Annotated in this window: 13 protein-coding genes; 5 read left to right on the forward strand and 8 right to left on the reverse strand. The window is 70.7% G+C overall.

The window, feature by feature from the left end; translation table 11 throughout:
- Positions 1-197: 197 nt before the first annotated feature.
- Positions 198-1,307 (reverse strand): M24 family metallopeptidase, encoded by a 1,110-nt coding sequence (locus ACIBHY_RS08955; RefSeq protein WP_397306359.1) that lies wholly within the window; start codon positions 1,305-1,307, stop codon positions 198-200.
- Positions 1,308-1,505: 198 nt separating this feature from the next.
- Here ACIBHY_RS08955 and ACIBHY_RS08960 point away from each other — a divergent pair, with 198 nt between their 5' ends.
- From ACIBHY_RS08960 to ACIBHY_RS08980, 5 genes are all read left to right on the forward strand, one after another.
- The gene (locus tag ACIBHY_RS08960; RefSeq protein ID WP_397306360.1) at positions 1,506-2,705 is read left to right on the forward strand and encodes a PP2C family protein-serine/threonine phosphatase; all 1,200 of its coding nucleotides are present in this window, start codon (positions 1,506-1,508) and stop codon (positions 2,703-2,705) included.
- A gap of 526 nt (positions 2,706-3,231) precedes the next feature.
- Positions 3,232-4,125: a 5'-3' exonuclease H3TH domain-containing protein gene (locus ACIBHY_RS08965; RefSeq protein WP_397250318.1), complete on the forward strand. Its 894-nt coding sequence runs from the start codon at positions 3,232-3,234 to the stop codon at positions 4,123-4,125.
- A gap of 359 nt (positions 4,126-4,484) precedes the next feature.
- A complete protein-coding gene (locus ACIBHY_RS08970; RefSeq protein ID WP_397249829.1) occupies positions 4,485-5,345 on the forward strand; it encodes a terpene synthase family protein in 861 nt (286 codons plus the stop codon).
- Between the two features lie 217 nt (positions 5,346-5,562).
- Entirely contained in the window at positions 5,563-6,156 is a 594-nt protein-coding gene (locus ACIBHY_RS08975) for an ATP/GTP-binding protein (RefSeq protein ID WP_379624508.1), read from the forward strand.
- A gap of 23 nt (positions 6,157-6,179) precedes the next feature.
- A complete protein-coding gene (locus ACIBHY_RS08980; protein WP_397249827.1) occupies positions 6,180-6,644 on the forward strand; it encodes an Lrp/AsnC family transcriptional regulator in 465 nt (154 codons plus the stop codon).
- A gap of 47 nt (positions 6,645-6,691) precedes the next feature.
- Here ACIBHY_RS08980 and ACIBHY_RS08985 read toward each other — a convergent pair whose 3' ends face one another.
- The 7 genes from ACIBHY_RS08985 to ACIBHY_RS09015 form a co-directional block, all read right to left on the reverse strand.
- Complete coding sequence (locus tag ACIBHY_RS08985) at positions 6,692-6,922, reverse strand: hypothetical protein (RefSeq protein ID WP_397249825.1); 231 nt, start codon at positions 6,920-6,922, stop codon at positions 6,692-6,694.
- Positions 6,923-6,986: 64 nt separating this feature from the next.
- Positions 6,987-7,301 carry a hypothetical protein gene (locus ACIBHY_RS08990; protein WP_397306361.1) on the reverse strand — a complete coding sequence of 105 codons (315 nt, stop codon included), beginning with the start codon at positions 7,299-7,301 and terminating at the stop codon, positions 6,987-6,989.
- A 96-nt stretch (positions 7,302-7,397) separates the two neighbouring features.
- The gene (locus tag ACIBHY_RS08995; RefSeq protein ID WP_397249821.1) at positions 7,398-8,465 is read right to left on the reverse strand and encodes an N-acetylglucosamine kinase; all 1,068 of its coding nucleotides are present in this window, start codon (positions 8,463-8,465) and stop codon (positions 7,398-7,400) included.
- The gene (locus ACIBHY_RS09000) at positions 8,351-9,238 is read right to left on the reverse strand and encodes a carbohydrate ABC transporter permease (RefSeq protein WP_397249819.1); all 888 of its coding nucleotides are present in this window, start codon (positions 9,236-9,238) and stop codon (positions 8,351-8,353) included. The genes ACIBHY_RS08995 and ACIBHY_RS09000 overlap by 115 nt, the downstream gene beginning before the upstream one ends.
- Positions 9,235-10,179, reverse strand: coding sequence for a carbohydrate ABC transporter permease (locus ACIBHY_RS09005; RefSeq protein ID WP_397249817.1), 945 nt, complete (start codon positions 10,177-10,179; stop codon positions 9,235-9,237). The genes ACIBHY_RS09000 and ACIBHY_RS09005 overlap by 4 nt, the downstream gene beginning before the upstream one ends.
- A gap of 1 nt (position 10,180) precedes the next feature.
- Positions 10,181-11,524 carry an ABC transporter substrate-binding protein gene (locus ACIBHY_RS09010; protein WP_397249815.1) on the reverse strand — a complete coding sequence of 448 codons (1,344 nt, stop codon included), beginning with the start codon at positions 11,522-11,524 and terminating at the stop codon, positions 10,181-10,183.
- A 13-nt stretch (positions 11,525-11,537) separates the two neighbouring features.
- Positions 11,538-12,737, reverse strand: coding sequence for an ROK family protein (locus ACIBHY_RS09015; RefSeq protein ID WP_397306362.1), 1,200 nt, complete (start codon positions 12,735-12,737; stop codon positions 11,538-11,540).
- Positions 12,738-12,754: the final 17 nt, after the last annotated feature.

Below are 12,754 nucleotides of genomic sequence, written 5' to 3' on the forward strand. Positions count from 1 at the left end.
ACGCCGCCGCCCGCTCGCTCTGGAGGAGGAGCCCGGCGGGCAGGGCGCGCAGCCGTTCGCCGGCCGGGACCCGTCCGGCGTGGCGTGCGCGCGCTGGCCCGCTACGTGCTGGAGATCCCCGAGCTCGCGGCCGCCGAGCCCGACCCCCTGGCCGCGATGCGCGCCGTCTTCGACCTGCTCGAACCGGGCTGGCCCGGCTAGACGATCACCAGGTCGCGCGGCGTGTTGTTGAGCCGCAGACCGCCCGAGTCGGTACAGACCAGGATGTCCTCGATCCGCGCCCCGTGCGAGCCCGCCAGATAGATGCCCGGCTCCACCGAGAACGCGAAGCCCGGCTCCATCAGCTCGCCGTTGCCCGCCACGATGTACGGCTCCTCGTGCGTCTCGATGCCGATCCCGTGCCCGGTGCGGTGGATGAACCTGTCCCCGAACCCGGCCTCGGTGATCACCTCGCGGGCCGCGGCGTCGACCGACTCGCACGACACGCCGGGCCGTACCGCCTCGCACGCGGCGTCCTGGGCGCGGCGCAGCACCGCGAAGTACTCCGCGTACTCGGCCGGCGGCTCGCCGACGCAGTAGTTGCGGGTGGAGTCGGAGCAGTAGCCGTTGTGCAACTGCCCGCCGATGTCCACCACGACGGGCTCGCCCGCCTGGATGACCCGGTCCGACAGCTCGGCGTGCGGGCTGGCGCCGTTGGGACCCGAGGCGACGATGACGAAGTCGACCGTCTCGTGCCCGGCGGCCAGGATGGCGTCGGCGATGTCGCGGCCCACCTCGCGCTCGGTCCGCCCCGCCCGCAGGAAACCGGGCACCTGCCGGTGCACGGCGTCGATCGCCTCACCGGCCTCGCGCAGCGCCTCGACCTCGGCCGGCGACTTGCGCATGCGCAGCTCGCGCAGCACCGTCCCGGCCAGCACCTGCTCGGTCCCCGGCATCGCGGCGCGGAAGGCCAGCGAGGCCATCGCCCACATCCGGTCGGCCAGCCCCACCTTGGCCACCGAACCGAGCCGCCTGGCGGCGATCTCATAGGGATCGTCGGTCTCGTCCCACGCCACGAACTCCAGTCCCAGCCGCGAGGCGGGCGAGGCCTGCGCCGCCGGCAGCTCCAGCCGAGGCACCATCATGTACGGCTCGCCCGCCGCCGGAACCACCAGGCAGGTGAGCCGTTCCAGCGGCAGCGCCTGGTAACCGCTGACGTAGCGCAGATCGGGCCCGGGAGTGAGCAGCAGGGCGTCGAGCCCGGCCTTGGCGGTGGCCTCCTGGGCGGCGGCCAGACGGGACACGGGATACAAGTCTTGGGACGTCACGCGCCCCAATCTACTCGTCACCGCTCACCTAAAATCCGCGAAAAGCTCTCACAACACGGCAAGCCATCGCTACACTCCGTTCAAGGGCGATCACATACTGTGGGACCTCTTGTCCCGATCCATGTCGTTTGCGAGTGAACTATGGTCGACGTTACGGGCGGCCATCAGCCACCCCTCCCATCACCGGACCACCGTCCGATGAGCGCGGCCGAGCTCATCGGGCACCTGACCCGGCAGCAGGCCGGCGAGCACGACGCCGCCATGCTGGCCATCCGCCTGTCCCACGCCGAGCGGCTCGGCAACATGGGCTGGGCCGAGTGGAACCTGCGCACGGGCGACGCCGTATGGTCCGACCACGTCTACGTCATCTTCGGCCGCGACCGCGCCGACGGCCCGCTCGGCCTGCCCGAGCTCGCCGGCTACGTCGAGCCCTGCGACCTCGGCGCCCTCGACCAGCTCCTGTGGAGCGTGGTGCAGGGCGTGGAGCCGGTCCAGGCGGAGTTCCGCATCCGGCGCGGCGGCGAAGTACGCAACCTGCGCGTCGTCCTCGAACCCCTCATCGCCCCGGGCGGTCCCATCGGCGTCCACGGCGTCGTCCAGGACATCACCGGCCGCCGCCGCGCCGAACGCATCATGTCCGAATCGCGCCGCCAGCTCCTGGAGGCCCGCGAACGCGCCGCCGAGGAACGCCACGTCATGCTCGCGATGCGCGAGGCCATCCTCCCCGAGCCGACCGGCCGCCTGGACCTGCCCGGCACCAGGATCGCCGTCCGCTACGTACCGGCCGAGAAGACCGCCAACCTGGGCGGCGACTGGTTCGAGGCCGCCGCCCTGCCCGACGACCGCGTCCTGCTCGCCATCGGCGACGTCTCCGGGCACGGCCTGCCCGCGATCGCCCACATGGCCCAGCTCCGCCACGCCCTCGTCGGCCTCACCATGACCGGCCGGCCCGCCGACCAGCTCCTCGCCTGGCTCAACGAACTCGTCCTGCACCGCCTGGAGGAGACCACGGCCACGGCCATCATCGGCCACCTCGACACCAAGACCTGGACCTTCACCTGGAGCCAGGCCGGGCACCTGCCGCCCATCCTGGTCCGCGACGGCAAAGCCGAAACCCTGAGCCAGCCGAGAGGCGTCCTGCTGGGCGCCACCTGCGACCAGCCCTACCGCCTGGCCAGCGTCGAACTCCGCGACGGCGACCTCCTCCTGCTGTTCACCGACGGCCTGGTCGAACGACGTACCCGCGACATCGACGAAGGCCTGGACCTGGCGGTGTCGGCCGCCGCCCGCCTCCTCACCACCGACCTCGACGCCGGCCTCGACCGCCTCCTCGCCGACATCGGCGGCCCCAACCCGGAAGACGACGCCTGCCTCCTCGCCGTGGGCGTGGGCATCTGACATGTTTCTGTCCCATCTTTACTATCCGTTACGGCAAGCCGCCCCACCCGCCCCGGCCGTCGTGCGTGACCGCCCGTCGAGCGCCGGTCGTGAGGGCTCACGGGCTGCCCGCCGTAACGACTCCACCCTGAGCCCGCGGCGCGGCAAGCCCAGCCCGCCACCACAGGCGACCCCCGAACCCGGCCTCCCACCCTCGCGCCCTTTCGGCCACTGCCCTTCCGCCCCCGGCCCCCGTGCCCCCGGCCCCCGTGCCCCCGGCCCCCGTGCCCCCGGCCCCCGTGCCCCCGGCCCCCGTGCCCCCGGCCCTCCGGCTCCCGGCCCTCCGGCTCCCGGGCCCCGGCTTCTGCGCTCCCGGTTCTGAGGTTTCCCCGACACGCCTCGGCCCTGGGCTTTGGCCCGCCGCTCGGCCCCCTGCCTTGTCCCGTTGGCGGAGGAGGTTGGGGCGGGGGCGTACGGGAAAACGGGTGGTGGTGGGGGCGGTGGGGAGCGGAATGTCGGGGTGGGGTGCGAACATGGGCGGGTGCTGATGCTTCTCGACACACCCTCGCTCTACTTCCGTGCCTTCTACGGCATCCCGGAGTCGATGACCGCCCCCGACGGCATGCCGGTCAACGCGGTCCGCGGGCTGATCGACATGATCGCCACGCTGGTGCGCAAGTACCGGCCGGCCGAGCTCGTGGCGACCATGGACGCCGACTGGCGCCCGGCCTTCAGGGTGGCGGCGATTCCCACCTACAAGGCGCACCGGGTGGCCCACGGTGACACCGAGGAGGTTCCCGACACGCTGGTGCCGCAGATCCCGGTGATCGAGCGGGTGCTGGACGCGGTCGGCATCGCCCGCCTGGAGTCGCCCGGGTATGAGGCAGACGACGTCATCGGCACCCTGACCCACTCGGCCGGCGACGGCGCGGTGGACGTGGTGACGGGGGACCGGGACCTGTTCCAGCTGGTCGACGACTCGCGGCCGGTCCGGATCCTCTACACGGCGCGCGGCATCCGCAACCTCCAGGTCGTGGACGAGGCGTTCGTGACCGCCAAGTACGGCATTCCCGGCCGCTCCTACGCCGACTTCGCCACCCTGCGTGGCGACCCGTCCGACGGCCTGCCCGGCGTGTCGGGCGTGGGGGAGAAGACGGCCGCCGCGCTGATCACCCGCTTCGGCTCCCTGGACGCTCTCTTGGCCGCCCTGGACGAGGGCGTCACCGAGGGCTTCCCGGCCGGCGCCCGCACCAAGCTGGCCGCCGCCCGCGACTACCTCCGGGTCGCCCCTGCCGTGGTGGAGGTCGCCTCCGACGCCCCGCTGCCCACCACCGACCTCACCCTGCCCGCCAAGCCCCGCGATCCGGAAACCCTGGTTCAGCTCGCCGACCGCTACGACCTCGACAGCCCGCTCAACCGCCTCCTCGACACCCTCAAGTAACACCGGCCAGCCCCACGATCTCCCGGCCGCCGACCGGCCCCCGGGGACCACCGGACCTGCCAACTCGCCCACGACTTTCCGGCCCCTGAACGGGCCAGGCGTCGCCGTGCCCAATCCGCGCGCCGGTACCGGCCGCCTTCACGCGACACCCGAGGCCGCGGGGTTTCGGGTGGGGTGGCTGGGTGGGGCTGGATGGCAAGGGGTTGGTGGCTGGGTCTGGGGGTCGGGGATGGGTGAGGGAAGGAACGGGGGCATACCTTGATCGGTCGTGCGCGATCATGTGACAATTCGCCCACAGGTCGATACACGCGGTGTGGGGGTCGGCGTCATGGTGCGAACGCTGAGCGAGCGGCCCTAGGGTGGCGGGCGACGAGCTGGGCGAGGCGTCCGAGCTTGGTCGCGTCTGTGCGCTCGCCGCCGAATGCGCCCGCGACCTGCGCCGGTGCGTCGAGATGTACGGCGGGTTGTTCCCCAGAGCCGCCTTCGACCCCGATCTCTACCATGCCCTCTGCCTGTCCACGGCGTTCAGCTCGCCCTGGTCGGCCGCGGAGCGGCTGAAGGTCGCCAACCGGGCGGCGCTGTGGGTGCGGGCCGTCGGCTGGCTGGTGGAACACGCCGCTGCCACCCGCGACGAGGTGGACGAGCTGAGCCGCGACTGCATGGCCGTCGCCGACGGGGCGGCGCCGAGGGTGCCGGCGACCCGGTTCCTGGCGGATCTGCGGGATGAGATGGCGACGGTCAAGGGGTTCGAGGGGCTGCGGGGGCGCTGGCGGACGCAGCTGGAGCGCATGCTGGCGGCCATGGAGCGGGCCTGGGTGTGGCGGGAGGCGGGGATGGTGCCCTCGCTCGGGCGCTATCTCGACAACGCCGACAGCTGCGGTTCGAGCTTCGTGGATCTGTCACACTGGATCTACGCGGGCGACCCGTGGGCGCGGCGGCATCTGGGTGAGCTGGAGCCGGCCAGCCGGCATGTGCAGCGGTATCTGCACCTGCTGGGTGACCTGGCCTCCTACCGCCGGGACGTCAGCTGGGGCGACCTCAACGTGCTCATGCTGGGGGTCAGTCATGGCGACGTGACCGACCGGATGACCGTTCTGGCCGAGGAGGCGGCGGCGCTGATCGGGCCGTTGCGCGAGGTGAGCCCGTTGACGGCCGCGTACCTGCGCCGTCAGATCGGATTTAATACCGGTTTTCATGGCATTTCGGGCCTTATGGCCTGACAGCTCACTGACTCCGGAGTTTACGAGCGCGACGGGCCGTCATGTATTACCGTGCTCTAGGCGACAAAGAGGGACATATGGCTTCCTGTGATGGATTGTGCCTTGAGTGGAAATTGTGGCGTTGCTAGGGTGTCTCGTTGCCAGGTAAGTGGATGGGACCTTTTCTCTGCGCCTTGACAGGTCACTCTGACCAGGGCACTTCACAGGGCGGTGCTCGATGGACTTCGGTCGCTCTGAACGATGGCGACTGCCGACCGCGATCAAGATTTTGATCGCCGGCGGGTTCGGCGCGGGCAAGACCACGATGGTCGGCGCCGTCTCCGAGACGCGCCCGCTGCGCACCGAGGAGATGATCACCCACGTCAGCGCGGGTGTCGACGACCTGTCCGGCGTCGAGACCAAGCCCACGACGACGGTCGCCATGGACTTCGGCCGCATCACCATCCGTGACGACTACATGCTCTACCTGTTCGGCACCCCCGGTCAGGAGCGCTTCTACTTCGTCTGGGACGAGCTGGCGCTCGGCGCGCTGGGCGCGGTCGTGCTGGCCGACACCCGGCGGCTGGCCGACTGCTTCCCGGCCATCGACTACTTCGAACGCCACCGCACCCCCTTCGTCGTCGCGCTCAACTGCTTCGACGGCGCCCGCCCCTTCACCGTCGGCCAGGTGCGCAGGGCGCTGGAGCTGGAGCCCGAGATCCCGATCGTGTTATGCGACGCCCGCCGTAAGGACTCGGGCAAAGAGGTGCTCATCACGCTCGTCGAGCACGCGCTGCGGACCGGTGCCGAGCCCGTCGGAACCGCGCCGTGACACGAAGCCGCTACCTTTGACCGATGGAGGAGATCGACCGCCGGATCGTCACGCTGCTGGCCAAGGACGGCCGGATGAGCTTCACCGATCTGGCCAGGGAGACGGGATTGTCCGTCTCGGCCGTGCACCAGCGGGTGCGCCGCCTGGAAAAGCGCGGCATCGTGCGCGGCTACACCGCCGTGATCGACCATGACGCCATCGGGCTGCCGCTGACCGCGTTCGTGTCGATCAAGCCTATCGACCCCGCCGCGCCCGACGACGCGCCCGACCGGCTGGCGCATCTGCACGGGATCGAGGCCTGCCACAGCGTGGCCGGTGACGAGAGCTACATACTCAAGGTCCGCGTGGCCTCGCCGGTGGGCCTGGAGGAACTGCTGCAGCAGATCCGCGCCGCCGCCAACGTCTCCACGCGCACGACCGTGGTCCTGAGCACCCCGTACGAGCACCGCCCCCCGCAGCTGGAGGGCGGCGCGGACCTCGCCGAGTGACCCTCCCGCGGCGGCCTCCCCGGCGCACGGGGAGGCCGCCGCGGCGCTCAGCGCTGGCCGGGAATGGCCGGCAGCACGGTGACCATGACGCCGTCGCAGCTCACGCACGTCGCGTGCGCCCACGGCGGCATGCTGTGCACGCCGTGGTGGCGCCAGGCGACGGCGTCGCCGCCGTGCCCGTCGTCGAGGTGGCGGGCTTCGTACTCGTCCTGCCAGACGTGTGAGCAGCGCTGGCAGAAGAAGGTCCAGATCTCGGAGAAGACGTCGGTTTCGCGCATGGCGAAGCACCCTCCTGGCGTTCGGTGCGGATGGCTGACGGGCGGGGGAGTGGTCTCCCGCCGCTCACAGCCGCCAGACGCTCAGCAGGACCAGGCGCTCGGTGCGCCCGGCCGCCCGGGTGCGCGCCACGGCCCGCCGTACCCCGGGAAGAGGGCGGCCCGCCGCGGCGCGCGGCCGCTTCACGGGCGGGCGGCGGGTGCCGCGCGGACCGGCCTCGTCGGTGCCGCACTCCTCACCCAGATGTACGGCCGAGGCCACCGCGACGGACTCGGCCGCCCAGGCCGCGTGACCGGGTGACCACAGCGCGACACACAACCAGAACGCGGCCAGCACCGCCGGCCACCGTGCCGATCCGATCTGCGAACACAACGTGGTCACACCATCACCCAGAGTCGCGAAACTCTTGCCGAGGTGATTAGTATCCGCAGCTCAGAACGCCTAAACAGGCTCCCCGCTTGGCGGCGGGGAAGCCGTTCAGGGCAGCCGGGGCGCGTACTGGGCGCGCAGGAGGGCCTTGGCCTCCTCGGTGGCGCCGAGCAGGTCCAGGCCGCTCAGCGCCGCCCCGGCGATCGGCGGCACGTCGGCGACGAGCAGCTTGGCCCGCGGCGCCCGCCCGGCGAACTCACCGTCGAGCAGCGCCGTCATCAGCGGGTCCCGCGCGGTCAGCATGCCGCCGCCCAGGACCACCTCGGTGGGCGTCTCCAGCAGGTCGAGCCGCCGCAGGCACACCTCCGCCATCACCACCACCTCCTCGGCCAGCCGCCGGACCAGGGACGCGGCCACCGCGTCGCCGGAGCCGGCGGCGGTGAACAACCCGGGCGCCAGCTCCAGTACGCGGGCCGGATCGATCCGGCCGAAGTGCAGGTCGAGCACGAGTTCCTCGACGGACCCGACGGCGAACTGCCGCCTGACCAGCGTGCTCAGCGAGGTCGCGGGGCCGCGGCCGTCCTCGGCGCGTACGGCGTGCCAGAGCATCTCCTCCGCCACGTCCTGCCCGCCGCCCCAGTCGCCCGACATCTTCCCCAGGGCGGGGAAGCGGGCCACGCGGCCGGTGGGGGAGACGCCGACCGCGTTGATGCCGGCGCCGCAGACGACGGCCACTCCCCACGGTCCCGACGCCCCGGCCCGCAGGAGCGCGAACGTGTCGTTGCGGACCACGATCCGGCCGGAGAAGCCCTGGAGGGAGAACTCGGCCGCCAGGATCTCCTCCTCCGCGGGCAGGTCGGCGCCGGCCAGGAAGGCCGCGACCAGCGCGGGGGAGGTGGTGATGCCGGCCCGCCGTACCGTGTGGAGGACGGTGGCGACGGCGGCGGGGACGCCGTCGGTGTGCGGCGTGAACGGGCCGCCGCGAGCGGTGGCCAGGACCCGGCCGTCCGCGGCGACCAGAGCGACGTCGGTCTTGCTGTTGCCCCCGTCGATGGCCAGGATCAGCCCTTCACCCCCGTCAATGTCACCCCCTCGATGAACACCTTCTGCGCGAGGAAGAAGATGATGATGACCGGAGCCGTCACGAGCAGCGTGGCCGCCATGGTGAGGTTCCATTGCACGCTGTGGAAGGCCTTGAAGGTGGCCAGACCCAGCGATAGCGTCCACCCCTCCTGGTCGACTCCCGCATACAGGAGTGGGCCGTAGTAGTCGTTCCAGCAGTAGAAGAACTGGAAGAGCGCGACCGCCGCGATCGCCGGGCGGGCCATCGGCAGGATGACCTTGAACAGCGTCTTGACGTCCGAGCAGCCGTCCACGCGGGCGGCGTCGGTGTAGTCGCGGGGGATCGTGACGAGGAACTGGCGCATCAGGAAGATCGAGAAGGCGTCGCCCAGCAGCATCGGCAGGATCAGCGGCCACAGTGAGTCCGTCAGGTCGAAGCGGGCCCAGATGAGGTAGACCGGGACGGCCACCACCTGGGGCGGCAGCATCATCGTGGTGATGACCAGCAGGAACGCCAGCTTGCGCCCGCGGAAGCGGAAGCGGGCCAGCGCGTAGGCGACCGGGATCGACGACAGCAGCGTGAACGTCGTCGCCAGCGCCGCGTACATGAACGTGTTGAGCGTCCACTGCACCAGTTTCGACTTGGCGAACACGGCGGCGAAGTTCGACCAGTTCCACGTCTGCGGCCACAGATCACTCGTGAGCGCCTGCTCGTCGGTCATCAGCGCGGTCAGGAACACGAAGACCAGCGGCGCGATGAAGATGATGCAGAGCACGATGGTGATCGCGTGCTTGGCGATCCACACGAGCGTCCTGCGCCGGGCGCCGGCCGCCGGGCGTGCGCGTACGGCGCGCCGCCGGGCGGGTGCGGTCGCGGTGGCGCTCATGAGACCTCCTCCGCGTAACGGAACCTGCGCAGCAGGACCGTGGTGAACAACATCGCCGCCGCGAACAGCAGGAGCGCCATCACGCAGGCGTAGCCCATGGAGAAGTCGCGGAAGCCGGCGTGGAAGAGCCACTGCGGAAGGGTCAGCAGCGACTGGTCGGGATAGCCGGGCGTGAACACCGACCCGGCCGAGTCGGTGGAGCCCGACGCGACCCGGGAGGCGATCATCGCCTGGGTGAAGTACTGCAGGGCGTAGATGACCGCCGTGATCGTCGAGAACAGCAGCACCGGCGAGATCATCGGCAGGGTGACGCTGCGGAACTGCCGCCAGGCGTTCGCCCCGTCGATGGAGGCCGCCTCATAGAGGTGCTTGGGCACGTCGAGCAGCGCCGCCATGAAGATGACGATCATGTTGCCGCAGCTCCACATCGCCAGCAGCGTCAGGCTCGGCTTCGACCAGGCGGGGTTGCCGAACCAGTCGGGGCCGGTGATGCCGACGAGTGCCAGAATCTGGTTCCACGGGCCGGTCGAGGGGTTCATCAGGAAGACGAACGCCACCGTGCCGGCCACCATCGGCACCAGCGAGGGCAGGTAGACGATGGTGCGGATCAGCCCGAGGCCGGACTTCAGCCGGGTGATGAGCTGGGCCACGCCGAGCGCGAAGATCAGCTGCGCCGGGACCATGAACGCGACCAGCCACAGCGTGTTCTGGATCGAGGTCCAGACCCGGTCGTCCTTGAACAGGTAGCGCCAGTTGTCCAGGCCGATGAACTCCAGCGTGAACAGGTCATAGCGGTGGAAGGAGAAGTAGACGGTCGCCACGAGCGGGTAGACGAAGAAGATCGAGATCCCGACCAGCCAGGGCGACAGCCACACGAGGGCGCGCAGGCCCTCGCTGCGCCGCCACCGGGACGGCGGCGCAGCGTGAGCGCGGGAAGCCACATCAGCCTCCGGACAGCTTCATCTTGTCGTCGATCCGCTTGTCGACCTCTTTCAGCCCGGCGTCCAGGTCCTTGACCTGGCCCTTCTCCCAGGAGGCCATGAAGGTGGAGAAGGCGTCCTGGTTGAAGACGCTGTTGACGTTGGCGGGCAGCGTCGAGGTCTTCGGGTGGGCGAAGATGTCGAGGAAGGTCTTGAAGTTGTCGTCCTTGGCCAGGTTGGGCGACTCCATCGCGGCCTTGGTCGTGGGCACGTTGCGCAGCGCGTTCGAGAGCGTCACCAGCGAGTCGGTGTCGGTCGTCAGGTGCTTGATCAGCTCCCAGGCGTGCTGCGGGTTCTTGGCGCCCTTGGGGACGCCGATGACGGTTCCGGCGGTGAAGCCGCTGCCGTGCAGGTCGGGCTTGTCGTCGGCGACCGGCAGGGGGGCGGTGCCGTAGTCCAGGCTCTTGGCCTTGGGGTCATTGGCGATCATGGCGTTGCGCCACTCGCCGTCGAGGATCATGGCGACCTTGCCCTTGAAGAACGGGTGCTCGGCGCCCCACTCGTCGCCCAGGCCCTTGCGGAACTTCTCCAGCTTGTCGTAGCCGTACCAGTCGACCAGCTCCTTCTGCCAGGTCAGCAACTGCTTCCAGGCGGGGTCGGTGCCGATGGCCGAGGTGCCGTCGTCGTTGTACCACTTGGCGCCGACCATCGGGCCGAGGTGCGACGGGCTGTTCTCGTAGTACTGCGCGCTGGGGATGAAGCCGGCCACCTTGATGTCGCCGTTGGCGTCGCGGACCGTGAGCTTCTTGGTCAGCTCGGTCAGCTCCGACAGCGTCTTGGGCGGCTCGCTGCCCTTCATCAGGGCGCGGTTGTAGTACAGGCCGTAGGCGTCGGCCAGCAGCGGCATCGTGCACCGCTTGCCGTCGAACTCCGTGTAGGCGCGCGAGGCCTCGGGCAGCACCGACAGGTCGATGCCGTCCTGCTTGATGACCGCGGTGAGATCCTGGAACGCTCCCGACTTGCACCACTGGGCGACGTTGTCGGTGGTGAAGGACGCGGCCACGTCGGGCGCCTTGCCGCCGCGGATGGCCGCGGTGATCTGGTCGTCCTGGACGCCCTTCTTGGTCTTGACGGTGATCTGCGGGAACTTCTTGGTGAAGGCCGCGACAGAGTCCTCGAACGCCTTGGCCTCGGCATCGGTGGCGAAGCCGTGCCAGAGTTCGAGTGTGGCCGCGGGCAGCGCCTGCGAGGCCGATCCTGAGGGCTTGGGCTGGGCGCCGAGTGACGGCGCCGCTTCCTTGCCCGCTGTGCAGGCGGTCAGGACCAGGGCTGTGAGCCCGGCGACCGCCAGGGGGACGAAGCGCACGGGGGGTGCCTCCTCATGGCGTGGAAACCGTACTGCTGAAGACCTCGTCACGGGCTGTGTCGAGGGCCAGGTCGAGCGCGCCGGCGAGGACGGGATTGCCTTCCATGGTCGACAAGCGCACCTGAGGTCGAAGGGTGGTGAGCGCGTGAAGCTCGTGTTCGACGAGCTCACGCAGGGTTTCGCCGCCGGTCAGCACGGTGCCGCCGGTCAGCACGATGAGCGCCGGGTCGATCACCGAGGTGATCGAGGCCAGCCCCACCGCGAGCCGGGCCGCGACATCGCGCAGCCCCGCCCTGGCGTCGTCGGCGCGCTGCCCGCTTCCCTGGGCGGCGCGCGTGGCGTTGGCGATGGCCTGGCGGAAGTCGGACCCGCGCACGCCGTAGGACTGGAGAAGTGTTTGTACGGCGGGGCCGCCGCTGAGCGCCTGGTAGCCGTGGTTGGCGTAGCGCCCGGCCTCCCGCGCGGTGGGGGCGCCGGGCGTGGGCATGTAGCCGACCTCGCCGGCGCCGCCGGTGGCGCCGCGGTGCATCCGCCCGCCGAGCACGATGGCCATGCCGATGCCCTCGTCGGCCCACAGGAGCACGAAGTCGCCGTGCCCGCGCGCCACGCCGTGGGCCTGCTCGGCCAGCGCCACGAGGTTGACGTTGTTCTCGACGTCGACCGGCGCGTCCAGGCCCTCGGCGAGGGTGGGCACCAGGTCGGGGATCAGCCAGCCCGGCACGTCCTTGGCGGTGGCGAAGCCGAGGCGGCCGGTGGTCGGGTCCATGGCGCCCTGAACGCCGATGACCACGCGGCGCAGCGGGCCGGGGGCGTTGGCGCCGTCGAGGGCGGCGCGCAGCCGTTCGACGAGGGTGCCCGAGGGGCGGCGCGTCGTGGGTAGCGTGTACTCGCCCACGACGGCGCCGGTGATGTCCGCGACCCGCGCCTGGACGCGATCGGGGGTGACGTCGAGCGCGCCGACGTAGGCGGCGGCGGGGTTGATCCGGTAAACCTCTGCTGTACGGCCCGGCAGTCCTTCCCTGATCCCGTCGAGGACCACCAGGCCGGCGTCCTGCAGACGGGACAGGAGCTGGGAGGCGGTGGGTTTGGACAGGCCGGTCAGGGTGCCGATCTCGGGGCGCGTCAGGGGCCCTCGCTCCAGGAGCGCCTGCAGGGCCGCGCGGTCGTTGATCGCGCGGAGCAGACTTGGAGTACCAGGAACCGGACCACTCACGACATCTCCCTCGCCAC

The organism is Nonomuraea sp. NPDC050547 (genome assembly GCF_044457345.1).
In the GTDB taxonomy this organism is placed as follows: domain Bacteria; phylum Actinomycetota; class Actinomycetes; order Streptosporangiales; family Streptosporangiaceae; genus Nonomuraea.

What these genes read in the sequence shown, in the direction of transcription:
- ACIBHY_RS08960 (WP_397306360.1), top strand. Translation starts at nt 1,506, where the DNA reads ATGAGCGCGGCCGAGCTCATCGGGCACCTGACCCGGCAGCAGGCCGGC.
- ACIBHY_RS08965 (WP_397250318.1), top strand. Translation starts at nt 3,232, where the DNA reads ATGCTTCTCGACACACCCTCGCTCTACTTCCGTGCCTTCTACGGCATC.
- ACIBHY_RS08975 (WP_379624508.1), top strand. Translation starts at nt 5,563, where the DNA reads ATGGACTTCGGTCGCTCTGAACGATGGCGACTGCCGACCGCGATCAAG.
- ACIBHY_RS08980 (WP_397249827.1), top strand. Translation starts at nt 6,180, where the DNA reads ATGGAGGAGATCGACCGCCGGATCGTCACGCTGCTGGCCAAGGACGGC.
- ACIBHY_RS08985 (WP_397249825.1), bottom strand. Translation starts at nt 6,922, where the DNA reads ATGCGCGAAACCGACGTCTTCTCCGAGATCTGGACCTTCTTCTGCCAG.
- ACIBHY_RS08995 (WP_397249821.1), bottom strand. Translation starts at nt 8,465, where the DNA reads ATGGAACCTCACCATGGCGGCCACGCTGCTCGTGACGGCTCCGGTCAT.
- ACIBHY_RS09000 (WP_397249819.1), bottom strand. Translation starts at nt 9,238, where the DNA reads ATGAGCGCCACCGCGACCGCACCCGCCCGGCGGCGCGCCGTACGCGCA.